General features: G+C 39.6%; 24 protein-coding genes and 1 riboswitch. Of the genes, 22 read left to right on the top strand and 2 right to left on the bottom strand.

The genetic code is table 11. The annotated features are described in order from the left end of the window. Positions 1–2 precede the first annotated feature (2 nt). From BI350_RS11520 to BI350_RS11510, 3 genes are all read left to right on the top strand, one after another. Positions 3–1,451: a spore germination protein gene (locus BI350_RS11520; RefSeq protein WP_075528247.1), complete on the top strand. Its 1,449-nt coding sequence runs from the start codon at positions 3–5 to the stop codon at positions 1,449–1,451. 74 nt (positions 1,452–1,525) lie between these two features. Next, positions 1,526–2,854 (top strand): diaminopimelate decarboxylase, encoded by a 1,329-nt coding sequence (lysA, locus tag BI350_RS11515; RefSeq protein WP_075528246.1) that lies wholly within the window; start codon positions 1,526–1,528, stop codon positions 2,852–2,854. A gap of 269 nt (positions 2,855–3,123) precedes the next feature. Further along, entirely contained in the window at positions 3,124–3,492 is a 369-nt protein-coding gene (locus tag BI350_RS11510) for a GNAT family N-acetyltransferase (protein WP_075528245.1), read from the top strand. Here the strand turns inward: BI350_RS11510 and BI350_RS11505 are convergent. Then, positions 3,489–4,001: a DUF309 domain-containing protein gene (locus BI350_RS11505; protein WP_075528244.1), complete on the bottom strand. Its 513-nt coding sequence runs from the start codon at positions 3,999–4,001 to the stop codon at positions 3,489–3,491. The genes BI350_RS11510 and BI350_RS11505 overlap by 4 nt on opposite strands. 42 nt (positions 4,002–4,043) lie before the next feature. On the opposite strand from BI350_RS11505, the gene BI350_RS11500 reads away from it, so the two are divergent. From BI350_RS11500 to BI350_RS11445, 12 genes are all read left to right on the top strand, one after another. Beyond that, positions 4,044–4,808 (top strand): segregation/condensation protein A, encoded by a 765-nt coding sequence (locus BI350_RS11500; RefSeq protein ID WP_075528243.1) that lies wholly within the window; start codon positions 4,044–4,046, stop codon positions 4,806–4,808. 13 nt (positions 4,809–4,821) lie between these two features. Continuing rightward, positions 4,822–5,406, top strand: a complete 585-nt coding sequence (gene scpB, locus BI350_RS11495) for an SMC-Scp complex subunit ScpB (RefSeq protein ID WP_075529355.1) — start codon at positions 4,822–4,824, stop codon at positions 5,404–5,406. Beyond that, positions 5,403–6,401 carry a D-alanyl-D-alanine carboxypeptidase family protein gene (locus tag BI350_RS11490; RefSeq protein ID WP_075528242.1) on the top strand — a complete coding sequence of 333 codons (999 nt, stop codon included), beginning with the start codon at positions 5,403–5,405 and terminating at the stop codon, positions 6,399–6,401. Before scpB ends, BI350_RS11490 begins: the two co-directional genes overlap by 4 nt. A gap of 163 nt (positions 6,402–6,564) precedes the next feature. Then, positions 6,565–7,296 carry a pseudouridine synthase gene (locus tag BI350_RS11485; protein WP_075528241.1) on the top strand — a complete coding sequence of 244 codons (732 nt, stop codon included), beginning with the start codon at positions 6,565–6,567 and terminating at the stop codon, positions 7,294–7,296. Between the two features lie 215 nt (positions 7,297–7,511). Further along, on the top strand, positions 7,512–8,054 hold the full coding sequence (gene resA, locus BI350_RS11480; RefSeq protein WP_075528240.1) for a thiol-disulfide oxidoreductase ResA: 543 nt from the start codon (positions 7,512–7,514) through the stop codon (positions 8,052–8,054). A gap of 15 nt (positions 8,055–8,069) precedes the next feature. Beyond that, positions 8,070–9,719, top strand: a complete 1,650-nt coding sequence (gene resB, locus BI350_RS11475) for a cytochrome c biogenesis protein ResB (protein WP_075528239.1) — start codon at positions 8,070–8,072, stop codon at positions 9,717–9,719. Then, positions 9,719–10,903 carry a c-type cytochrome biogenesis protein CcsB gene (gene ccsB, locus BI350_RS11470; protein WP_075528238.1) on the top strand — a complete coding sequence of 395 codons (1,185 nt, stop codon included), beginning with the start codon at positions 9,719–9,721 and terminating at the stop codon, positions 10,901–10,903. The genes resB and ccsB overlap by 1 nt, the downstream gene beginning before the upstream one ends. Positions 10,904–11,014: 111 nt before the next feature. Then, the gene (locus tag BI350_RS11465) at positions 11,015–11,728 is read left to right on the top strand and encodes a response regulator transcription factor (protein WP_075528237.1); all 714 of its coding nucleotides are present in this window, start codon (positions 11,015–11,017) and stop codon (positions 11,726–11,728) included. Continuing rightward, positions 11,725–13,506: an ATP-binding protein gene (locus BI350_RS11460; RefSeq protein ID WP_075528236.1), complete on the top strand. Its 1,782-nt coding sequence runs from the start codon at positions 11,725–11,727 to the stop codon at positions 13,504–13,506. Before BI350_RS11465 ends, BI350_RS11460 begins: the two co-directional genes overlap by 4 nt. 38 nt (positions 13,507–13,544) lie before the next feature. Next, on the top strand, positions 13,545–14,081 hold the full coding sequence (locus BI350_RS11455; protein WP_075528235.1) for a sigma-70 family RNA polymerase sigma factor: 537 nt from the start codon (positions 13,545–13,547) through the stop codon (positions 14,079–14,081). After that, positions 14,074–15,255, top strand: coding sequence for a hypothetical protein (locus BI350_RS11450; protein ID WP_075528234.1), 1,182 nt, complete (start codon positions 14,074–14,076; stop codon positions 15,253–15,255). The genes BI350_RS11455 and BI350_RS11450 overlap by 8 nt, the downstream gene beginning before the upstream one ends. A gap of 961 nt (positions 15,256–16,216) precedes the next feature. Continuing rightward, positions 16,217–16,349, top strand: a riboswitch (FMN riboswitch). A 267-nt stretch (positions 16,350–16,616) separates the two neighbouring features. Beyond that, complete coding sequence (locus BI350_RS11445; protein WP_075528233.1) at positions 16,617–17,201, top strand: ECF transporter S component; 585 nt, start codon at positions 16,617–16,619, stop codon at positions 17,199–17,201. 38 nt (positions 17,202–17,239) lie between these two features. Here BI350_RS11445 and BI350_RS11440 read toward each other — a convergent pair whose 3' ends face one another. Beyond that, a complete protein-coding gene (locus BI350_RS11440; protein WP_075529354.1) occupies positions 17,240–17,491 on the bottom strand; it encodes a 4Fe-4S domain-containing protein in 252 nt (83 codons plus the stop codon). A 114-nt stretch (positions 17,492–17,605) separates the two neighbouring features. On the opposite strand from BI350_RS11440, the gene BI350_RS11435 reads away from it, so the two are divergent. From BI350_RS11435 to sleB, 7 genes are all read left to right on the top strand, one after another. Next, positions 17,606–18,664, top strand: coding sequence for a YpbB family protein (locus BI350_RS11435; RefSeq protein ID WP_075528232.1), 1,059 nt, complete (start codon positions 17,606–17,608; stop codon positions 18,662–18,664). Next, entirely contained in the window at positions 18,643–20,079 is a 1,437-nt protein-coding gene (locus tag BI350_RS11430; RefSeq protein WP_075528231.1) for a RecQ family ATP-dependent DNA helicase, read from the top strand. The genes BI350_RS11435 and BI350_RS11430 overlap by 22 nt, the downstream gene beginning before the upstream one ends. A gap of 80 nt (positions 20,080–20,159) precedes the next feature. Continuing rightward, positions 20,160–20,852 carry a LysM peptidoglycan-binding domain-containing protein gene (locus BI350_RS11425; protein WP_075528230.1) on the top strand — a complete coding sequence of 231 codons (693 nt, stop codon included), beginning with the start codon at positions 20,160–20,162 and terminating at the stop codon, positions 20,850–20,852. Positions 20,853–21,016: 164 nt separating this feature from the next. Beyond that, on the top strand, positions 21,017–21,697 hold the full coding sequence (locus tag BI350_RS11420; protein ID WP_168157266.1) for a metallophosphoesterase: 681 nt from the start codon (positions 21,017–21,019) through the stop codon (positions 21,695–21,697). A gap of 24 nt (positions 21,698–21,721) precedes the next feature. Then, positions 21,722–22,696, top strand: a complete 975-nt coding sequence (locus BI350_RS11415) for a YpdA family putative bacillithiol disulfide reductase (protein WP_075528228.1) — start codon at positions 21,722–21,724, stop codon at positions 22,694–22,696. Positions 22,697–22,834: 138 nt separating this feature from the next. After that, positions 22,835–23,512, top strand: a complete 678-nt coding sequence (gene prsW, locus BI350_RS11410; RefSeq protein ID WP_075528227.1) for a glutamic-type intramembrane protease PrsW — start codon at positions 22,835–22,837, stop codon at positions 23,510–23,512. 315 nt (positions 23,513–23,827) lie between these two features. Next, positions 23,828–24,613 carry a spore cortex-lytic enzyme gene (gene sleB, locus BI350_RS11405; protein ID WP_425423229.1) on the top strand — a complete coding sequence of 262 codons (786 nt, stop codon included), beginning with the start codon at positions 23,828–23,830 and terminating at the stop codon, positions 24,611–24,613. Positions 24,614–24,663: the final 50 nt, after the last annotated feature.

Below are 24,663 nucleotides of genomic sequence, written 5' to 3'. Positions count from 1 at the left end.
CGATGGAAAAACTATTTGCTTCTATGAAAGAAGGAGAAGACTGGTTTAATCAATGTTTTGGTAAAGGTGAAACATATGATGCGGTAGCAAGGACTATCCACTTATGGGATATGCCTGCTTTACTTCTCTATATGAACGGCTTAGTGGATGACCACGGATTATTGACACTATTAACAAGAATGCAATGGAATCAGTTGGAGGATGATGAAGATGTAGAGGAAAGTGAGAAGTTTCTGTCTTACTTTCCTTATCAAGCTGTGACAGAAGTTAAAGATAGAGATGAGCTACTAACGAACATTTTAACGGGTCAACCCGCATTTATTACACAAAATGGCTATGCATTTATAATCGACATGCGATCTTATCCTGGCAGGCAACCTGAAGAACCGGATACGGAGAAAGTGATTCGTGGTGCGAGAGACGGTTTTACTGAATCAATCGTACAAAATACAGCACTTGTAAGAAGAAGGTTGCGAACTGAGGATTTACGATTTCAAATGCACCAGACGACGATTAATGGGAAGACAGATGTTGCCATTACGTTTATCCAAGGAGCAGCTAGCGAGGAGCATTTAGATTACATTCGACAGCGTTTGGATGAAATTGAACATGATGGATTAACGATGACTGACAAATCACTCGAAGAATTTTTGTTTAAACAAAAATTTCATCCAATGCCATTCTGTCGGTATACAGAGAGACCCGATATATGTGCAGCTCATTTATTAGAAGGGCATATTGCGATTATCGTTGATACGTCTCCATCAGTAATACTTGTGCCAGCACCTATCTTTCATCATTTACAACATGCGGAAGAGTATAGGCAGGCTCCGCTTATTGGAACATTTGTTAGACTAACGCGATTCATAGGGGCAGCTTTAAGTTTATTGCTTTTACCATTTTGGTATTTAGTTGCAACTGAGCAACATTATTTGCCTGATTTTCTTAGTTATATAGGACCAAAGGATATTGGTGAGGTGCCCCTGTTAGTTCAGCTACTTATTGCGGATGTGGGGATAGAAATACTGAGAATGGCGGCAATACACACGCCATCACCGTTATCTACTGCCATGGGACTCGTGGCAGCCATTGTGATTGGACAAGTGGCAATAGATGTTGGTTTATTCACGCCTGAAGTTGTGTTGTATGTTGCAGTGAGTGCCATTCTTACTTTCGCGATACCATCTTTTGAACTGAGTATAACAACAAAAGTATTTAGGGTCATAATCCTTCTTTCAACTGCACTACTTGGTGCGCCTGGATTTTTCCTATCGATTGCTGTTCTATTTTATTATTTATGTTCGTTGAAACCAATGAACGTTCCGTATATGTGGCCTGCAGTACCATTTTTTCCAAGTGCTATGATGCGGGTTTTAATTCGGTTCCCGATGACCGCGGATGTACCGCGACCATTTATTACACAATCACCAAATCGAAATCGACTCAAATAGAACTTTGCAAGTTCTCCCCAGTTTGTGATAAAATTCGAATAAGTTCAGAATAAAAAAAGAGGGGGAGAGCCTCAATGCTTCTCTATGGAACACAAGAGGTCAATGAAAAAGGACATTTGACAATAGGCGGAGTGGATAGTGTCGACTTAGTGAACACGTATGGCACTCCGCTAATTGCATATGATATCGCACTGTTTCGTGAACGTGCCCGAGCATTTAAAGAAACCTTTCGAGCAGAAGGGATTCAGGCACAAGTGGCGTATGCAAGTAAAGCATTTTCATCCATAGCAATTTATGAAGTTGCACAACAAGAAGGGCTTTCTCTTGATGTTGTTTCGGGCGGAGAGCTCTATACAGCTGTTCAAGCTGGTTTTCCACGTGAACGAATTCATTTTCACGGGAACAATAAAAGTGAAGCAGAGTTAGAATATGCATTTGCGGAAAAAGTTGGCTGTATCGTTGTCGATAATTTCTTAGAAATCGAGTTAATTAAAAGAATATCGGCATTGCGTAAACAAGAAATGGATGTTCTGATTCGGGTCACGCCTGGCGTTGAGGCACATACACATAATTATATCACGACAGGGCAAGAAGATTCGAAGTTTGGATTTGATTTGAAAAATGGACAAGCAGATGAGGCATTTTATCGACTACATAACGATGACTATATTCGAGTGTTAGGGATGCATTGCCATATCGGCTCACAAATTTTTGAAACGACTGCATTTCGCTTCGCAGCAGAAGCGCTCATGAATAAAATGATCATGTGGCGCGATGAGTATAACTTTATTTGCAGTGTGTTAAATTTGGGCGGAGGGTTTGGTATTCGCTATACAGAAGAAGATGCACCACTTGCACCTGCAAAGTATGTAGAAGAAATGGCTTCAGTTGTATTATCCATGACGCGCCAACATCAATATCCAATGCCGGAAATCTGGATTGAGCCTGGTCGTTCACTAGTAGGGGATGCAGGCACTACACTATACAAATTGGGAAGTATGAAAGAAGTACCTGAAATACGTACATATGTCGCGGTTGATGGCGGTATGTCTGATAATATTCGACCGGCATTATACGGGGCGGAATATACCGCAGTGACCGCAAATCGAATGAATGAACCTCAAACAACTGAAGTAACGATTGCAGGGAAATGTTGTGAGTCGGGAGATAAACTCATTGAACACGCATTAATTGCGCGTCCTAAAGAAGATGATATTATTGCAACATTTTGTACAGGGGCGTATAGTTACTCAATGGCAAGTAATTACAATCGTCTACCTCGACCGGCCGTTGTTTTTGTAGAAGATGGATTGCATCAACTCGTTATTCGCAGAGAAACTTATGAAGATATTACGAGACTTGACGTTCCATTACAGGCGGTAAAGCGAGGGGATACAATTTGAGGAAGCGAAACCTATTTTTATTCCTGGGCATTCTTGTCATGGGTCTCATATGGGGTGCAGTGTATTGGTACTTTATCGCGCCATCGTTTGGTCCTGGTTCAGGATCTTGAGTAGTATAAATACAATTTGATGAAATATTTTATCCGCCTTAACGAGCAGTAAGGTTCCTATTCAACGGTTTTTATGGAATCTAGGTAAGTCCGATGGCAACCAACTGCTCGTAAAGGCCCGATTGTTCACTTTATCAGAAAAAGAAGGGATCCATACAGATGCTTATACGTTACAAAAAGACTTATGAGAAGATTGCAATGGGTCTGCTTTCGTACATGCCAGAGGATCAAAGTGTGAAAGCGTTGCAGGAAACAATTCAACAATATGAGACAGATGACTCGTGGGAATTGTATCTTTGGAAAGACGGGGAAGATTTTATAGGCCTACTGGGGATTGAAATGGGCAATGATGTTTTTACGTTGCAACATTTATCTGTAAATCCGTCGTTTCGAGGAGAAGGATTTGGCAAGGAAATGGTAAAAGCAATACAAAGTCGTTACCCAGAAAAGAAATGTCAAAGCACTGAAATTACAGAAGCATTTTTAAAAAGATGTATGCAAGAGGAAAGTGGAGGGGCAGATCACTAATGTCTGCCCTTCTTTTTTTCGTTCCGAAGACGAATAATTTCGGACCGATCTCGTAAGATATGTTTATGGATAATGGCGTCACTCTCAACAGGTAAAAGTTTCATGAGCGGCTCTTTTGATTCAACTAACGCATGAAGTTTGGGTGACGTGACTGAAATTGAAAAGGATACAAAGGGTTGCTCACGCTCAATGTCATCAATGCTTTTTTTAACATGGTCATATAGTGATGGGAAATCAATACCTTCAGTATAGGCAATAAAATTTTCAGGCATTATTTTTAATTTATTTTTCGCTTTCTTTAAGGTACGCAGTGCTCCGATACTATTTCCTCTACGCCAATGATACAATCCAGTTGAAAGCAAAATATAACCTGTCAGTGGGTGTTCTTTTGTTCTGCCAGGGAATGTATTCCAATATTCTTCGAGTACTTCATGACATTCAAAAAAATCTTGATTCTTATTAAAATAAACAATAAACTTTACAAAGTATGGATGGTATAACGGTTTCAAATTATCATATCCTTTAACTGTAAGATGGGTAGGTGGTACATCATGTCCTATAAAGTTCGACTGGAAGTATTTGAAGGACCTTTAGATTTGTTGCTTCATTTAATTAACCGTTTGGAAATCGATATATACGATATTCCAATGGCGGAGTTAACAGAACAGTATATCGAACATTTGCATGCAATGCGTGTTTTGCAACTTGACGAATTAAGTGAGTATCTCGTATTGGCAGCAACTTTAATAGAAATTAAAAGTAAAATGCTCCTTCCTATACATGAAGATGAAGCGTTCGGGGAAGAAGATGATTTTGAATTAGAAGATGACCCGCGTGATGAACTTGTGGCACGTTTAATTGAATACCGCAAGTATAAAGAAGCTGCCGAAAGCTTAAAAGATTCCGCGGACGATCGGGCTGACTTTTTCACAAAACCGCCTGAAGATATCGCGCAATACGGAGAGGTTGTTTCTGTCGGTCAAGAGGAAAGTTTAAATGTTTATGACCTCATTGGTGCATTCCAAAAAATGATGGATCGTAATCGACTTCGAGCACCTCTTACTGCTAGTATAACAAAAACAGAGCAGTCCGTTGGTGAGAAAATGGATGACATTATGGAGAAACTTGTCAAAAGCGGTGGCAGTTGTGATTTTTATGCCCTATTAGAAAGTAGAGAAACGGGTGAGCTAGTCATAACATTCATGTCATTATTGGAATTAATGTTACGTGGAGATATTATCGTTAGCCAAAATGATAATTTTGAAAGTTTGACGGTATCGTATTTGAAAGAAGGCGAAAGTGTTGTGCGAGAATAAAAGGTTATTAGGAATGATTGAAAGTTTTTTATTTATTGCAGGCGATGAAGGTTTAACATTGAAGCAATTGACCACATTAACTGTAGAAGATGAAGCGACAATGAGTCAAGCGCTTCAGGACTTACTGAATGCTTACGAGGAAGAAAAGTATAGAGGGATCACATTAAAGCAATACGGTGGAGCGTATCGCCTCGTGACAAAGGCGGAATTTGCAGAGGATATTAAAAGGTTGCTTGAAAATCCTTCTCCGCAAACAATTACGAAGGCTTCTCTTGAGGTGCTGGCAATTATTGCGTATAAACAACCTGTGACGCGAGTAGAAATAGATGATCTTCGTGGTGTTAAAAGCGAGGGGCCATTACATACACTAATTTCAAGAGGATTTATTATGGAGAAAGGTCGATCGGAAGGAACGGGGCGGGCGATTTTATATGGGACAACTGATTTGTTCCTTGACCGATTTGGTCTTGAATCCATTAAAGATTTACCTCCGCTTAAGCTAGAAGAAGACGATGACGCAGAAAGTAATGACTTATTCATGACACAATTTCAAGAAGCATTTGAAATCGACAATGACGGAGGAGGAAATGATACTTGAAACGGGCAAGTATGCTTGTCTTATTAGTTTCATTGTTCGTACTGTTCGGTGGTAAAACGGTAAAGGCTGGATCTTCGTGGGCGGTAATTGACGCGGATACGGGTCGATTATTAATGGGTTCCAATGAAAATGTGCAACTGCCGATTGCAAGCTTAACGAAAATTTGGACTGCATTTACAATGCTGGAAAGCGGAGTTTCACTTGGAGAAACTACAATGTCACCAGCAGCAGCATCCGCAGAAGGGTCATCGATTTATTTGGAACAAGGCACGATAGTTGGCGTTGAAAGTCTGTTATACGGGCTCATGCTCCGTTCAGGAAATGATGCAGCGTACGCGCTCGCAGAATATGCAGGTGGATCAGTAGAAGGTTTTGTCGACTTGATGAACGAAAAGGCATTGTATTACGGATTAAATGATACTTATTTCACAAATCCATCTGGATTGCATGACGATCAGCATTTATCTACAGCTTATGAAACAGCATTAATGATGCGTTATGCCATGCAAAATGAAAAGTTTAGAGAAATTGCATCGACGCCTATGTATACGTTTAAACTTGGAGAAACGACATATAGTTGGGCAAATAAGCATCGACTCGTTCGGTCACAAGACACGGCAATTGCTGGGAAAACAGGGTTTACAAAAGCAGCAGGTCGTACACTTGTCACATATTTCGAGAAAGATAATAAAAGAGTCATCGTCGTAACGTTAAATGATGGGGATGATTGGAATACGCATTTATCATTAGCCGAAAAAGCTTTTTCAACCTATCGTATTGAAACGGTTTCCAAAAAAGGGACGTACGCCATATTACCCGGCGTCCAGGGAGAATTAAAAAAGCCAATTCAAATGCTCTTGAAAAAAGGGGAGGCCAAAGAAATATCGCATATTCTCCAAATTCCTCGTGGAGGAGATAAAGAAAGCATTGGCCAATGGACGGTTTATTTTGAACGAGAGCCAGTCCTGAGTACTGAAATTTTACTTTCACGTTAATTTAATGTAACGTTGTTTCGATTGAATAAAGATCAAGTTAACACATCAATTTAAGTAGAAAATGTGGCGATATTGAGAAGACTGTCTTAATATAGGACAGTCTTCTTTTAATTTGCTACAAAATGTGACATAATTTTCACTAGTATATAGACGGGGTGACGACATGGAAAGATTACAAAAAGTGATGGCCCAAGCGGGGGTTGCTTCTAGAAGGAAATCAGAAGAACTTATTCTCGCTGGAAAAGTAAAAGTGAACGGCGTTATCGTGAAAGAACTTGGGACACGTGTATCGCACACAGACAAAGTAGAAGTAGAAGGTGTTCCAATTGTGAAGGAACCACATGTTTATTATCTTTTATATAAGCCAAGGGGCGTCATTTCTACTGCGAATGATGAGAAAGGCAGAAAGACTGTGGTCGACTTTTTCCCGGAAATTGAAGAACGGATTTATCCTGTTGGTCGGCTTGACTATGATACATCTGGTGTCATTATTATGACGAATGACGGAGAGTTTTCTTATTTAATGACACATCCAAAGTTTGAGATTAAGAAAACGTATATTGCAAAAGTAAAAGGCATTCCCAAACGCGAGGATTTAAGAAAGCTGGAACGAGGAATTGAACTGGAAGACGGCTTAACAGCACCAGCACGCGTTAAAGTGCAATCGAACGATAGAAAGTCAAATACGGCGATTGTTGAAATTACAATTCATGAAGGTCGTAACCGTCAAGTGCGTCGTATGTTCGATGCGATTGGCTGTCCTGTAGATAGTTTGAGACGTGAAGAATTTGGAATCGTCACGGCACGCGGCTTAAACGCAGGTGATTCACGACCATTAACGATTCATGAAATCAAACAATTACGTGTCTTAGCGGAAACTGGGAAGATTGGGTAAGGCATCATAATTTAGCAAAGTTAGACCCTTTAAGCGCGCTGCGACCTACAGGAACGGATCTCTATCCTGTAGGTCCACGCGCTTTCTATGGGGTCGATTTGGTTTATGATTTGAGCTAATTGGGACGAGTTCACAGTTATTTCATTTCTCGAAAGTTATTCGCGACTATCCTTTGTTATAATAATATCGTAATTACTATGTAAGGGGGCATGAGAATGTCTAAAGCGGAACAGTTCGCTAAGAAGAGGAAAAACCGTCTTATGATTCGAACGGTGGTCCTATTCTTACTATTTGGAGCTGTCATTTTTGCAATTGTATCTAAGGATACTGAGAAAGTATTAGCGATAGGTGACAAAGCGCCTGACTTTGAATTAGTTGACCTTGAGGGCAATAAACATAAACTATCAGAATATGAAGGGCAAGGGGTATTTCTAAATTTCTGGGGATCGTGGTGTGGCCCTTGTAAAACGGAAATGCCATTTATGGAAAGACAGTCAAAAGAATTTGAAGAAAAAGGCGTTCACATATTAGCAATAAATATTAAAGACACAAGATTGAAAGCTGAATCGTTCAGAGATCAATATGGGTTGACGTTCCCCATCGCACAAGACAAAGATGAAAGTGTAAGGCGTGCTTATAATGTAATTCCACTACCTACCACAATCCTCATCAATAAAGATGGGTATATTGAGCAGATTATTGCTGGTGGAATGGATGAAGAGCAAATTCAGGAAGCGATGGAAAGCATTCAACCTTAATAAGGAGCGATACAAATGAGCAAAATCAAATGCCAGTGCGGTCACGAAAACCCTTTCGGCACGGTACTTTGTGAGCAATGCGGTCGGCCACAAACGGAGGAAGCGAAAAACAGTAAGACAGTAGATATGCGTTACGAAGGGTCCGCACGTAGATCGCAAACGTATAAGAGAACGATCATTGATAAAATATGGAATTTCTTTTCAAGTGTTAAAATTGGAGTTAGTATTATTGTCGCTGTTTTAGTGACATCAGCAATCGGTACAATTTTCCCACAAAAATTATATGTTCCGGGAAACACTGAAGCAGAGATTGCAGCATATTATGAACGTTTATATGGTGTTGTAGGTGTTATTTATTATAAACTAGGTTTCTATGATATGTATAATAGTTGGTGGTTTATTACCTTAGTTGGGATGCTCGGCACATCAATTCTGATTGCGAGTGTGGATAGGGTCGTTCCATTATATAAATCTTTAAAACAACAACGTACGAAACGACACACTTCATTTTTGAAGCGACAGCGTGTCTACGGGCATGGTTCGGTCGAGAACGCGGACGAGTCTTTAACGAAAGCAGAAGAAAAACTAAAGCAATTACGTTATCACGTAAAAGTTGAAAACGGTGCCATTCTAGCCGAAAAAAATCGGTTTTCAAGATGGGGTCCCTACGTCAACCATACAGGACTACTAATCTTTTTAGGGGCTATTCTACTTCGAGGTATCCCAGGATTTTATGTGGATGAAACATTATGGTTAAGAGAAGGAGAAATGCTTGAGGTTCCTGGCGCGCCGGGGTATTTTATTGAAAACAAAGGGTTTACACTTGAAACCTACTCAGAGGAAGACAATGCAGTTTTTGAGACGGCATTGGAGCGTAACGGTACGATTGTGAAAGAATTCCAAACCGATATTGCCTTGTATAAGCAAGAAGAAGGCGGACTCCCTGGACAATCTGACAATATATCTCTAGTAAAAGAGTATCCAATTGTCGTGAATAAACCGTTAACTTTCGATGGCTATAGTATTTTCCAAATGGATTATCGGACAGATGAACTGAAATCGATGACATTCCAATTGACAGAAAAATCGTCGGAAAAGTCACTCGGAGAGTTTACGGTGGATCTAGTGACACCAGAACGAGTTTATGATTTAGGCAATGGCGCGTCTGTTGAACTCAGAGACTACTATCCTGATTATGACGGATTTGTAGATGGTGAACCGACGTCTAAAACGCCATTACCGAACAACCCTGCATTCTTCTTTAAAATGATTACACCCGAAAAGCCAAAAGGGGAAATCAGTTTTGTTGCGATACGTCAAACAGTAGAAGCAGAAGAAAATGATTATAAGGTGAACTTTTTAAGTGCTGAAACTCGTAATATTTCAGGCCTTACAATACGTAAAGATAAAACGTTATATTTATTACTCCTCGGTGGAATTATTTTCATGATTGGTGTAGCGCAAGGTTCGTATTGGAATCACCGCCGAATTTGGATACAAAAAGGAGAAAATAATGAGATGTTTATTGCCAGCCATACGAATAAAAACTGGTTCTCCTTAAAAAAGGATATGGCTCAAGTGAAAGAATATGCGGGCTTGCCACAATATGAAGACCGTGAAGACACGGAGTCTGTTTTGGACGATGAGGAAGGGGACTTTACATAATGGAACTCGCATCTTTAAGTTCGAATTTATTACTGATTTCATTCTTTGCCTATTTAATTGCAACACTGTTCTTCGGTGGCGCGGTAAAGGGTGCTAAATCCCAAGCATCTTATGGGAACAGCCGATCTGGAACGATTGGCATTGTGATTACGATTATCGGCTTTTTAACACATGTAGGTTACTTCATTACAAGATGGATGGCATCAGGACATGCACCTGTCAGTAATATGTTTGAAGCTGTTACGGCATTAGGTATGATGCTTGTTGCAGCATTCATTTTACTCTATTATCTGTATAAAACGCCTTCATTAGGACTATTTGCTTTACCAACTGCCATTATTATTATCGGCTATGCAACGATGTTCCCGACGGAAGTAACACCGTTAATCCCTGCTTTGAAAAGTAAATGGTTAGCGGTACACGTGATTACAACGATTTTAGGAGAAGCCATTTTAGCGATTTCCGCAGTTGCTGGATTTGTTTTACTTTTGAAAAAAGTAAATGTGAAAAAGCCTTCTAACGAAAGGTTTTGGTTAGAAGTGATTGTCTATACATTAGTATTATGTGTAGGTTTTATCATCGCGACAACAGGATTTAGAGTCGCGGGCTATGAAGCGCAGTTTACGTTTGTTAATAAAAATGAACAAGTTGACCAAGTGACTTATCACATGCCGCCCCTCTTTGGTATGCATCAGTATGAGGCATTAACGGAAGGAACCATGCAACCATGGGCTGAAACGCCTGCAATTATCGATGCCAAAAAGTTAACGACAACGACATGGTCATTTTTCGTGGGAACCGTGTTGTACATTCTATTAAGACTTATCGTTAGAAGACCTCTTGCTGCGGTTCTTCAACCATTGTCGAAGAAGGCGAATACGCAACTGATGGATGAGATTGGTTACCGAGCTGTTCTGATCGGTTTCCCAGTGTTTACATTAGGTGGCTTAATCTTTGCGATGATTTGGGCGCATGAGGCGTGGTCAAGGTTTTGGGGATGGGACCCGAAAGAAGTTTGGGCACTCATTACATGGCTTTTCTATGCAGCATTTTTACATTTACGTTTATCGCGTGGATGGGAAGGGAAAAAGTCAGCTTGGCTTATGGTTATAGGGTTCATTCTAATCATGTTTAACTTTATTGCAGTGAATATGATACTCGCTGGACTTCATTCATACGCATAAAGAACAAGACTGTACGGGTTGAACCTTTATCCTGTACAGTCTTTTTATTTCTTTTAAACAGAAACACTTGTACAATATAGAGTGAGAGTTTGTTGAAAGGGGCTATTCATAATGGAAGAAAAAGTATCAGTTTTGGTTGTAGATGACGAGGATCGCATTCGTCGTTTATTAAATATGTATTTAAACCGTGAGGGCTATGAAGTAGATGAAGCCGCAGACGGTGCTGAAGCATTAGAAAAAGCAACTACTAATGAATATAATTGTATTTTATTAGACCAGATGATGCCGGAGAAAGACGGTCTTGAAGTGTTGTCTACTTTAAGAGATCAAGGGAACATGACGCCTGTCATTATGCTAACTGCTAAAGGTGAAGAGTCGGACCGAGTAACCGGATTTGAAACTGGTGCGGATGATTATATTGTGAAACCTTTTAGTCCACGTGAAGTAGTCTTGCGAATTAAAGCAATTTTAAGAAGGTCTGCAACCTTTCCTAGTAGTTCTGCTTCAACTTCGAAAGACCTTGTTGTGTTTCCTAACTTAACAATCGACCATGATGCACATCGCGTGACTGCAGAAGGTCAAGAAGTTAATTTAACACCAAAGGAATACGAACTTCTATACTTTTTAGCGAAATCTCCGGATAAGGTTTTTGACAGAGAACAATTATTGAAAGAAGTATGGCATTATGAGTTTTTCGGTGATTTGCGTACCGTAGATACTCATATAAAGCGCTTACGAGAAAAGTTGAGTCGCGTTTCCGAAAGTTCTGCTAAAATGATTGTTACTGTTTGGGGCGTCGGATATAAGTTCGAGGCTTTAGAATGAATAGAATATGGAATTCAATCGTCGGGAAGCTATGGGCAACCATATTGCTTCTCGTTACTTTTATTTTATTTATTGTCACTGCATTATTACTTGAGTTTTTAGGGAATTTCCATAGAGAACAAGCCGAGGATTCACTACGACGGGAAGCAAAAATGATTGCGAATGTCGTGTTGGAACATCAAGGTCAGCCGTTAATGCCAATCATTATTCATGACGTATTAGACGAAGAAACAAATGCATTTATTACGGATGAAAAAGGATTAGTTACGCACTCTTACCATATTGGGCTTAATAAAAGTAGAATTGAAAGGAAAATCCTTTCAACCCCCGCATTTTCCTCCGATAATAAGTTGAACAATGGTGTGACCAAAGAGATTATGATGCCTTCAATTACCGAAGAAGGAATGATGGAACAATATATCGTTTTGGCTGATCCATTTACTACAGAAGCTGGCGCAAATGGAACGGTCTATATTTATCAAAGTTTAGAAGCGATTCAAGCGACTACGAAGAAAACGACAAATATCGTATTTCTTTCTGCATTTATAGCATTCATTTTAACGACCATCTTCGCTTTTTTCTTATCTACCCGAATTACTTTGCCCTTGAGAAAAATGCGACAAGCTGCAAATGAATTATCTAAAGGGAACTTCGATACGCGATTACCTACGCTGCAAAGTGACGAGATTGGACAGTTGGCGACAGCCTTCAATCAGATGGGGAGACAATTAAAATATCATGTTGAGCTCATCAGTCAAGAAAAAGAACAACTTTATAGTATTTTAACTTCGATGGCAGATGCGGTCATTACCTTTAACAGTGATGGCACGATTTTATTAAGCAATCCAGAGGCGGAGAAACTTTTGCAAAATTGGTATTTCGCGAATGGTTCATCCGATGACTCTTTACCGCCAGAGTTGCTACACATGCTTGAACATTCCATCAACTTCTCAGAAGAAGTAGAAGACGAACTTCTTTTAAATGGAAAATTTTATACGATTTCAATCAGTCCGCTTTATAGTGGAAGTAGTATACGTGGGGCTGTAGCGGTGCTTCGGGATATGACTGCACAACATCAATTAGACAAGCTTCGATCTGATTTTATCGCTAATGTTTCTCATGAATTAAGAACGCCTATATCGATGCTACAAGGGTATAGCGAAGCGATACTTGATGGCGTTACAGAAAGTGATGAGGAAAGGGATGAAATTATTCAAGTAATTCACGAAGAATCGCTTCGAATGGGGCGACTTGTAACTGATTTACTCGACCTTGCTAGAATGGAATCAGGCCATATGACGCTTTATAAAGAGGAAGTATCTGTTCTTCCGTTTTTAGGTAGGATTGTCCATAAGTTTAGTCAAGTAGCACGTGAAGAAAATGTCAATCTTTCATTTCAACATCCCGATGAACAAATAATTTTGGACATAGATGAAGATCGAATCGAACAAGTATTTACGAATTTAATTGACAATGCGATACGTCATACGCCCGAAAATGGCGATGTATTATTAACGGTTAATGTGTATGGAGAAACGTGTCAAATGACAGTTGCTGATACGGGGGATGGGATTCCCGAAGAGGACTTACAGTTTATATTCGAAAGGTTTTACAAAGCTGATAAAGCAAGAACACGTGTGAAAGGCGGTACAGGATTAGGTCTTTCCATTGCGAAAAATATTATTGATGCACACCATGGAATGATTACCGCATCCAGGGGAGAAGTAAACGGGACGATTATGACTGTTACCCTTCCAATAAAAAAATGTAACGAATGATGAAGTGGAACGACTAATACATTGAGCGGGGGGATTATATGGATGACTCCGTATTTCATCGGTTATATGAAGAATACCATCAGGATCTATTCAAGTTTCTAATCTATTTAACAAGGAGCCGGGAGCAAGCAGAAGACCTTGTACATGAAGTTTATGTGCGGGTCTTAAGGGCTTATCAAGGATTCGAAGGAAAAAGCTCGGAAAAGACTTGGTTATTTTCAATCGCAAAAAACGTAGCCATTGATCATTTTAGAAAACAAACAGTTAGAAAAAAACATGATTTCGACCGCTTTGACTGGGAGAAGAGCGAACTTGCCAGTCCCCGCCCTTTACCAGGAGATTTTGTCGTGATGAATGAACAAATGTCAGAACTTTTGGGCGCACTGGAAACGTGCACGGGTGACCAAAAGCTTGTCATTCATATGCGCTACTTACATGATCTATCAATTTCAGAAGCCGCAGAAATCTTAGGATGGTCCGAAGCGAAAGTGAAAACGACTCAGCATCGGGCGATTAGAGCACTTCAAAAGAAGTTAACGACTTTTTCGCAAGAAGGGGGGACAGAAGATGGATAAAGAGAAGTGGACCGAAGAAAAGATTGAAAAGATGCTCAGTCAAATGCCTGCACCTGAAGACAATCGATCCATGGAAGAAGTATATATACGTCTGAAAAATGATAAACGATTACAAGACGATCAGCCGGTTGAGAAGAAGTCTTGGAAATGGATGCCCACCGTAGTAGCCATAGCTGCAGTTCTGTTTTTCAGCTTATTAATTCCGTCCATGCTAAAGGATGGTCAACATCAGTCGGATAGTGCTTCGGAATCTACATTTATGCAAATGGACGATTCAGCAGATGAAATGGCGGAAGCAGAAAAGAGTATAGAAGAGGCCGCGTTACTTATTGAGGAGCAAAGTAGCCATCTTTTATTGGCGGAAGAACTAAATGGGTATATCCCTTTTCAAATAGGTCTCGTATCTCGAGCACACGTGATTCCTGTTACATTCCTTATCCCTTCAGAACAAATTCGTAAAGATTTTCAAGTGGGAAATCCAAACAGTGTAGCGCTCTATCAAAAGTATGCTAATCAAATACATGAGGGAGCTTTGGGTTTTGATCACTATCACCCCATTGAAGGAGAGTTAATTGTTGAAGACGGGATGGTCCGTCATAAACTTCCAAGTCACCATCCTTATGATCAATCTTCCGCTTCGATTCAAGTTTATGAAGGGATGATGAAATCGACATTCAGCGACTTTTCGACATTTTTACCTGTGAAGGAAAATGGTGACCCAATCGAATTTAGCCAAGTTGGACCGATGGATGCGATACAATTAAATCAGGACGGTTATGCAGCTTCCTATTACAAATACACGTTACCATCTGGACAAACCTTTATCGTGCCTCAAGACGCTGGGGATTTGGCGGAAACTGCAGAGGAAGCGTTATTGAATATGAAGAAGCAGTACAGTGATGACTTTGAAAGTTTAGTTCCCGAATCGGTACACTATGATGTTTGGGTAGCGGAAGATACCGCATTTATTCGATTCAAAGACGCACTTGATTTATCGCAAATGAATGATGACCAGGCTCGCTTAATGATTGAGGGATTCATGTTAACCGCTGAACAATTTCAGTTGGCGGTAAAGCTAGAGAATGTGACACAAGAGAAGCTTGGAAGGTATGAATTATCTTCAACATTACCAATACCGGTCGCTAGCAATCCGGTAAACTTATTGTTGGAATAACGAAGAGTTTGTAAAGTATGAGTAAAATGTTTGTAGGGGAATAAATAAAAGTTCTATAACACAATTAATCTCCGTTCCAATCGGACGCTTTCCGCGGGCACGGCCTCAGCCGCTTCCCTCGCTGCGCTCAGTCCAGGGTCTTCGGCTCGCGCTGTTCCCGCAGGAGTCGCCGATTTCCACTCCGATTAATTGGTTTGCACATGGAATAATTTAGATTTAAAAACATGAAAAAAGGGCCCTCTTCTTGTATAGTGAAGTTTGCAGACAAACACTACAGGAGAGAACCCATATGATTAAAAATAACACGAAATTACCAACATGAAAGAGATTGAAACAGATTTATTTAGAACACTTCAACAAACTTATTCAGCCGCGTTCACTCAGCTCTTAACAGAGATCGATCAAATAATAGCCGAGAACTGTGATAAAGCACCCTGTTTATCAAGTTTTAAAAGGACTACAGGGATATTGAGTTAACGAAGATATTTAGTTACATGCGTTTACAGAAATTTATATATATGGAATCTCTGTTGATTGGAGTGCAGAGCGGCGACTCCGGTGGGATTTAGCAGGGAAAAAGGTAGTTCACTTTTTCCTAGGTGAGACCCCGCAGGAAGAGCCGTCACGAAGAACGGCTTTTGCGAGTAAAAGCGAAGCGTTATGAGCAGCGATATCCAAGTAGGATGCCTTAATTTCTGCCAAAACCATGCAGAAATACGGCAAGTCGCACTCTTCGTTGTGCGACTGGCTCACCGCCCGCCCCACGGAACGCGTCCGCTCGGAACGGAAATCAACATGGTTTATTTGGTATTTTTAAAAACGGAATACTTACCTATCTAAGAAGAGAAAAACTCCGCTTTAAATTGTACCCGCAAAAACTTGACTCAATCGTTTGTAAACTAGCTAGTTTACAAACTCTTTTTTCTATTGTATACTATAAATGTAAGAAAATTTAATATTGATTCATCTTCGGGGCAGGGTGTGATTCCCGACCGGCGGTAATAGGAGAATGTTTTCTGAGCCCGCGAGCTAATCTAGCTGATTCTAGTGAGATTCTAGAGCCGACAGTATAGTCTGGATGGGAGAAGGTGAAGGTGCAGCCGTCTATTATGTGCAAAAACACATAATTAGAACGCTTATTTCATACGGATAAAAATATTTTATTCGATGAAAGTTCCGATTAAAGAAGCGAAATGCGGAATTAATCGAACGTTTATTTGTGTACCTACAACTCCCTAAAGTGAATACGCTTTAGGGGTTTTTTATTACTAGTTGGCACCCAAATAGTGTTGTGGACATAAATAAACAAGACGAATGCCCTTTCCTCTTGGATGAAGTGAATCGGACAAGGAGAGAGGAACATGAATAGTAAAAAGTTACGTAAAATGGTGCTTGTCGCCATGCTAGGAAGTATTGCAACAGTATTAATGCAATTTAATTTTCCGTTACCAGCGCTACCTGCATTTTTAAAGTTTGACTTTGGGGAAGTGCCAGCTGTTATTGCAATTATGACGATGGGACCGATTGCAGGCATTGCAGTCGAGTTAATCAAAAACGTCTTGCACTGGTTTTTAAGTGGGAGCCCTACAGGTGTACCGGTTGGTGAAATTGCCAACTTCGCTACAGGATTGCTATTTATCTTGCCAATCTATTACATCTTTACAAAGTTTAAAAGTACGAAAGGTTTACTAGGTGGATTTATTGCCGGAACTGTTTCGATGGCAATTGGGATGAGTATATTAAACTACCTTATTTTCCTACCGATGTATACTTACTTCTTAAATATGACGCCCGTAACAGGCGATGCATTATATAAAATGATTGTCCTTGGAATCCTTCCGTTTAATATTTTGAAAGGTATTCTACTAACAGTCGTCTCAATTATGTTATATAGTCGAATGAAAAATTGGATTAATCAACAACGTGCAAAGTTGTTGTCTGAATAAAAAAAGTGCTGTGCTAGAATGTCTAGCGCAGCATTTTTTTAGTCTTCATATTTTAAAGCGTCTCCGTCAAACGGTGCATCTGCAACTTTTATAGAATCAGTTGGACAACCTTCAAAGCCGTCCTCCATGTCCTCTAGTAGTTCTTCTGGAACTTGTACGGTACCCGTGTTATCATCAAGAATAACAAAAGCAATTCCGTCATCATCGTAATCATATATGTCAGGAGCAGCAGCCCCACAAGCTCCACACGCGATGCACGTATCTTGGTCGACGATTGTATACTTAGGCATGTATGTCTTCCCTCTTTTCTTCGAACGTAGCATTTCAGTACATCCTCTATTCTAATGCTGTTTTTAACAGTTTTCAACATAATACTACAACTTTCGGGTGAGGAGGCCATAAAAATGAATCTTTCAACGCTACTTTGTGTTCTATTTAGCAAATTAGATGGAGAAAAAACAGCGAATGCTGGTTTTCACTTGTTGCGTGGAAAACAATCAGGGCAAACGATTCAAGATGTAAAGTATTATCATTTGAAAATGTTTTTCGGTTTATTGCCTAAACTTCCTAAACCACTATTTGATGAAGCGATAAATGAACTTGTGCAATTGAATCATATTGTAATTGATCGTTCTTCAATTCTGCATTTAACAGAGAAGGGGCGAAAGTTAGTACAATCCGCACGGCCCTTTCACTTTAACGGTTGGGATTACCGTGGACGAGAAGAAATGTTTTTTGCTAGACTGTCTCTTATCGTACAGACGTTGTCGCATTTTATAGCGGGAGAGAAACGATTTATGCCGGCACAACGAGATATTGAAGTCCAACAGTTCGTCAAGAAAGTTTTACAAGGACATCCAATTGAAGATCCGAACTTTTCGCATCGGTTAAAAACAGAGTTACGTACTGCGTTTGAGAAAAGTGGCATGGAGGAGATTCAAAAGGTTATTTTCACACACCGATTAGTAGGCTATCAGCATACTGGATGGACGTGGGGACAATTGGAAAATCAGATACGTATGCCTGCTTTATCAATCAAACTCTATTACATTGAGAGTTTACATTTATTGTTAAAGACGATTGATAGGGAGAAGACTCCTTTTTTAAAGGAAATTGCAAAAGATATTAAAATAGCATCACACTTAACAGAGTCCTCGGAAAACACGAAGAATTTATTTGATAAGGGATTGTCATTAGAAGAAATTGCAGCAACCCGTGAATTAAAATTAAGTACCATTGAAGATCATATTGTTGAAATTGCAATGAATGATGATGATTTTCCGGTAGAACAATTCGTATCGTTTGAAGATCGCTTGAAAGTGCAACAGAAATCTGTTGAACTTAAGACGAAAAGACTCCGATTACTAAAAGAAGCATTTCCGCAATTAACTTATTTTCAATTGCGTCTTATTTTAGGCACAACGCTGAAAGGGGAGACGGAGTGGACATCTTTACAACGTTAAAAGATAAATTTGGATTTGAACAGTTCAGACCTGGGCAAGAAGAGGTAATCCGCGATGTACTCGCTAGAAACGACCAAATCGCTATTTTGCCAACAGGTAGTGGAAAGTCACTTTGCTTTCAGTTGCCTGCCTATTTATTGGACGGTACCGTGCTCATTATTTCGCCACTTGTTGCCTTAATGGAAGACCAAGTCGCTATTTTGAAACAACAAGGAGAAAAGCGAGTTGTTGCACTAAATTCATTCCACACCTATCAAGAACGCAATCGGATGATCAATCAACTTGAATGGTATAAATTTATTTTTATATCTCCAGAGATGTTAATGGCCCCGGCTGTAGCAAATAAAATAAAGCAAATGAAAATTGCATTTATCGTTGTCGACGAAGCGCATTGTATTTCGCAATGGGGATTTGATTTTAGGCCGGATTATTTAAGGGTCAGTGAATTTTTACATGCAGTAAATAACCCAACCGTTCTTGCGTTAACAGCTACTGCAGATCGTAAAGTGATTCAAGATATTAAACATTATTTAAACTTGGTAAACCCTGTACTCCATAAAAAGTCATTAGATCGACCGAATATATCCTATACGATATTCGAACTTGCATCCGAACAGGCTAAAACAGATTGGCTTATTAATCGTGTAGCGCATACAACAGGTCCCGGGATTATTTATGTAGGTTCAAGGAAAAGAGCAGATGAGTTGGCGCAAGTATTAAATGAGTTGGTAGGAGGTGTATCTTCTTACCATGCGGGTATGGAACAAGAGGATCGCGCTTTCGTCCAAGCGCAATTTATTAGTGGTGAGCTGAATTGGATTTGTGCTACGAATGCCTTTGGGATGGGCATACATAAAAATGACGTCAGACAAGTGATCCATGAGCATATCCCATCCACCGTCGCAAATTATATGCAGGAGGTTGGGCGTGCGGGAAGAGACGGAGAATGCTCAGCGGCAACATTATTATACACAATAGAGGACATTCAGAAGACAAGGTTTATTATGCATGAAGATTATCCGGATGAAAGTGCGATTCGTTATTTCGCTAACTGTCTAGCGGAAAGAAAGTCCGTTTACGAGGCGGCAAAGTTGGCGGGTGTGAGTGAAACGGGTAGGCGTATGTTACTTTATTATTTCGAACGGATGTCAGTGGATGAAACAATAACGCAATTAAATAAACAAAGTCAGGAAAAGGAGCGTCAATTACAACATATGATTGGGCTAATCCAAGCGCGGACATGTATCCGTGCGAAACTCCTTCAGATTTTTGGAGAAGCGTTACAAGAGAAGCCTAAAACTTGCTGTTCAATTTGTGATACAACGTCTGTTGATTGGCTTTACTTAATAGAATCGCGGCGGGACGAAAGAGGATGGGGCGATTGGTCAACAAGACTAACGGATCTTCTTGGATAAGTATGGGAAGTTCGTTTACTTTTACGACAAAATTCGTCATAATGAAGAGGCGAGCATTCATGTGATAGGAGAAATTTAAAGTGAAAAAAGATGACTATAGAACGGAATTTGAAGAACAACGAAAAGAAATCAAACTAGACGGGGAAACAGATGGTGGAAAAACACTTTCGCGTGTTGATTTACATAGTAAAAGAAGAAAGCCTAAAAAACGTTCTCGCTATTCATTAATTAATGTGCTTCTCGTTTTATTTACACTCATTCCAATCGGCATACTGGCGTTTGTTATTATTAGTTGGAACTCACCAAGTGATAAAATCGCGTCGGAAATGGAAGAATCTCATTTTCAGTTTGAAAAGAGTAAAAAAACTGATGAAAATCGTGTGACTACGGTGGATAAAGATAAAGAACCAGAAGATAATAAACAAGATGAAAAAACGAATGAGCAAATAGAAGCTGAAGAAAAAGCAAAAGAAGAAGCGGCCAGGGCAAAGGCTGAGGCGGAAGCAAAAGCCGAAGAGGAAGAAAAAAGAAAAGAAGAGGCAGCTCGTCAGCAAGCCGAGAAAGAAAAACAGCAACAAGCACAAGCTAAAGCAAAAGAGAACGAGTCTGCTGTTGAACAACAGGCGCGAACGCATGTCGTAGCACCAGGAGAAACATTGTATAGAATCTCAGTTAATTATTATAAGTCTGGCGACGGTGTGAATAAAATTATGCAAGCAAATGGTTTAACAACCAATGAAATTTCTGTTGGACAAAAATTGATTATCCCATAAACATAGAATGAATCATACTGTAGAGATAGGCAAAGATTAAAACCTTTGCCTATTTCTTATAAAGGTGGTGTATTATTACGTTCAAGAAAATTGTAGGAACTACATTCTTTCTATGCACGGCAATCCTATTACGAATGGTTTTAAGTGCGAAAGAAAGAAATGTAGTGCGACATTATTTAAAAGTTGGGACTGGTTCGAACGCTAGTCGAAAGTTAAAAGTTTTTTTCATTTCAGATATTCATAAAAGGAAAATTGACGAGAAATTATTAAAAAAACTTGATAAAGATATCGACTTAGTGATCATCGGTGGGGATCTAGCAGAAAAAAATGTTCCTTTGTCACGTATCACTCGTAACGTGCAAAAGCTGAGTCAACTCGGTCAACTCTTTTACGTTTGGGGAAACAATGATCGAGAAGTTGGAGAAGAGAAAATCAGACAGATAATCTTACAACATGAAGGTATTATTTTAGAAAATGAAAATATGCAGATTAATTGTCATCCTACATGGGGGATTTGCGGAACGGACGACCCATCCTGTTTGAAATTGGATGTGGAACAGGCTTTAGAAAAAATAGAGCACTATCAAAATGTGTTATTCGTTAGTCATCAGCCCGCTGTCTGGGAAAAGGTGGAGCAAATTTATCATCCAACTTTAATGTTAGCGGGTCATACGCACGGCGGACAAATACGGCTGGGGAAGTTTGGAATTAGTGAAAAGGGTTCCTATGAATCAGTTGGAGGAAGAGGGAAACTGATTAGCAACGGATATGGTACGACAACTTTGCCTTTACGATTGGGTGCGCGACCGGAATGTCATATCATTACAATCAGTTACACCGAGTAGTTTTTAAAGGAGAGAACAGCGTAGATGCAAAAAAGAGAAGTGATTGTGGTCGGTGGGGGGCCGTGCGGTTTATCAGCAGCAATCGAATTGCAGAAAAAGGGGATAGATGTACTTGTCATTGAAAAAGGAAATATCGTAAATTCTATCTATCACTATCCTACCCATCAAACATTTTTTAGTTCGAGTTTGAAATTATCCATTGGAGACATCCCTTTTATTACAGCAAAGGGAAAGCCAAAACGAAATGACGCACTCGTATACTATCGTGAAGTTGTTAGAATGACGGGAATAGAAGTAAATAGTTTTGAACGTGTAACGGAGGTCCAGAAAATAGAAGATGGTTTCCAAGTAACGACTGATAAAGAAGTCTATTTAGCAAATTTTGTTGTCGTCGCAACCGGCTACTACGATAATCCGAATATGATGAATGTTAAAGGTGAAAATTCACCAAATGTTTTCCATTACTTTAAAGAAGCTCACCCGTATTTTCAAAAAGATGTTGTCGTCATTGGGGGTAAAAACTCGTCCGTTGATGCGGCGCTTGAACTCGAAAGGGCAGGGGCGAATGTGACCGTCGTTTATCGTGGTGAAAATTATTCGCCGAGTGTCAAGCCATGGATCTTACCTGAATTTGATAGTTTAATAAGAAGTGGTTCAATTACGATGCATTTTGAATCGAATGTTATTGAAATTACTGAATCAACACTTCTTATAGAAAAAAATGGTGAGAAAATAACCATTCCACATGACTATATATTTGCAATGACAGGGTATCATCCGGATTATACATTTTTAAAGAAAATGGGCATTAAAACGGAAAGTGAAAGCGGTCGCCCTCGTTTTGATGAGTATACAATGGAAACAAATATTCAAGATTTGTATATTGCCGGGGTCGTTGCAGCAGGGAACAATGCAAACGAGATTTTTATTGAAAATGGTAGATTCCATGGAGAATTAATTGCAAAAGCGATTTATGAGAAAATGAACAACGAGCATTAAAAGCGACTCTCTTAATGACACAAAACGTGATACAATGAGTTGCTAAAGTATGGCTGCAAACGCACTGTCGTGACTAAAAGGTTGATTGTAGATCCTGGTGATGCCTTCGTCTTTTAGCTCTTCTTGAGGGGGGATTGAATGTTCATATTATTAACTTTGGCAATAGCACCTGGATTGGCTTTATTTAGTTATTTTTATTTACGTAAGCAAATTGCCAAAGAACCATCCCGTACGCTGCTTCATACTTTCGTGTACGGTGCGGTTATGACCTTCCCGATATTATTCATCCAGCATGTGTTTGAGGAAGAAAATATTTTTTCTCATGTTTTTTTTCGTAATGTTGTATTTACGAGTGGATTAGAAGAGTTCTTTAAATGGCTCTTATTGTTGCTAACCATTTACCGACATGTTGAATTTGAAGATGCTTATGATGGGATTTTATATGGAGCGAGCATTTCATTGGGGTTTGCAACAGTTGAAAATATTTTATATTTACTTACATACGGTACAGATATCGCATTCATGCGTGCACTTCTCCCAGTTTCAAGTCATGCATTATTTGGCGTAGTGATGGGGTATTACATGGGGAAAGCTAAATTCGCTGACGAATCAAATAAGAAACTTCTGTTATTCCTTGCAATTCTTGCTCCTTACTCACTTCACTTTATATATAATGGAATCTTTTTAGTTCGTAAATTTTCATTATATATGATGATTCCATTTATGCTTTTTCTTTGGTGGTTTGGTTTGTCAAGAGTGAAATATGCGCATACTCAGGCGATGCACCAGTTCAGGTCGAAAGCAAATGTTGACTAAGATAAATATTTGAATGGTCAATTGTGGAAAGTTTTTTATGAAATATATGAATATAAAAAATATGATTGTAGATGGTTTTTAGCATTTTCATTGCTAGAAGCCTTTTTTTATTCTCTATTTACATAATAGAACTTTACAGAGAGTTCATGCGTACCTACAGAATGTCGCCCCTTTTAATGCGTTGTCATAAGTCGACTCGACTACGTTGCCAAACCTCGACTTTCTTATGCCTATCGCATTTTCCTGGCATCTTCAGCATTTCATCTCATATTTTTTAAAAATGTGGACAAACTGTAAGGAAAAGGAGGAATGGATTTGAAAAAGTTTGTGAATCGAACTGTACTTGTTGCGCTTCTGTTGAGTTGTGTATATGTAATATCACCAACTCATTCGGGGGCTTTTAGTTCTCAGCAAATTCAGCGAGGTGCATTTGGTGACGATGTAATTGAGTTACAAGCAAGGCTACAATATATCGGCTATTACACCGGGACAATTGATGGAAAGTTTGGGTATGGAACCTATTGGGCGCTTAGAAATTTTCAGGATCAATATGGTCTTCCAGTTGATGGGATTGCTGGTGAAGGAACGAAGAAGAAGCTTATTAGCATCAGTAATTACGATGAAAAGTATGTGAAATCAAATATTGAGAAGGGGAATAAGTTCACCCATTACGGTGGTAAGCCGCTTGATGGTCAAGTTGGAAAAGGAACCGGTCAAAAACAGAATGCGCAAGTGCCTGCAAAATATTCGGATCAAGATATTAAAATCATGTCGAATGCAGTTTATGGCGAGGCAAGAGGAGAGCCCTATGAAGGACAAGTAGCTGTTGCCGCTGTTATTTTGAATCGTGTTGAGCATCCTGATTTTCCTGATACGGTGGGTGGGGTTATTTTCCAACCAGGTGCATTTACGGCGGTCGCTGATGGGCAAATTTGGTTAACGCCAAACGAAAGAGCCAGAGAAGCAGTGCTTGACGCCATTAATGGGTGGGATCCATCTGAAAATGCAATTTATTATTTCAACCCAATTACAGCAACTAGTAAATGGATTTGGTCAAGGCCGCAAATAAAGAAAATCGGATTGCATGTGTTTTGTTATTGAAGAGCGATAAGAACACGATTAATTTGACGATGGGAGGCTACGCGGAAGTT

It is taken from the genome of Sporosarcina ureilytica (assembly GCF_001753205.1).
Taxonomy (GTDB): Bacteria; Bacillota; Bacilli; order Bacillales_A; family Planococcaceae; genus Sporosarcina; species Sporosarcina ureilytica.
This window is presented reverse-complemented; position numbering and strand designations above follow the sequence as displayed.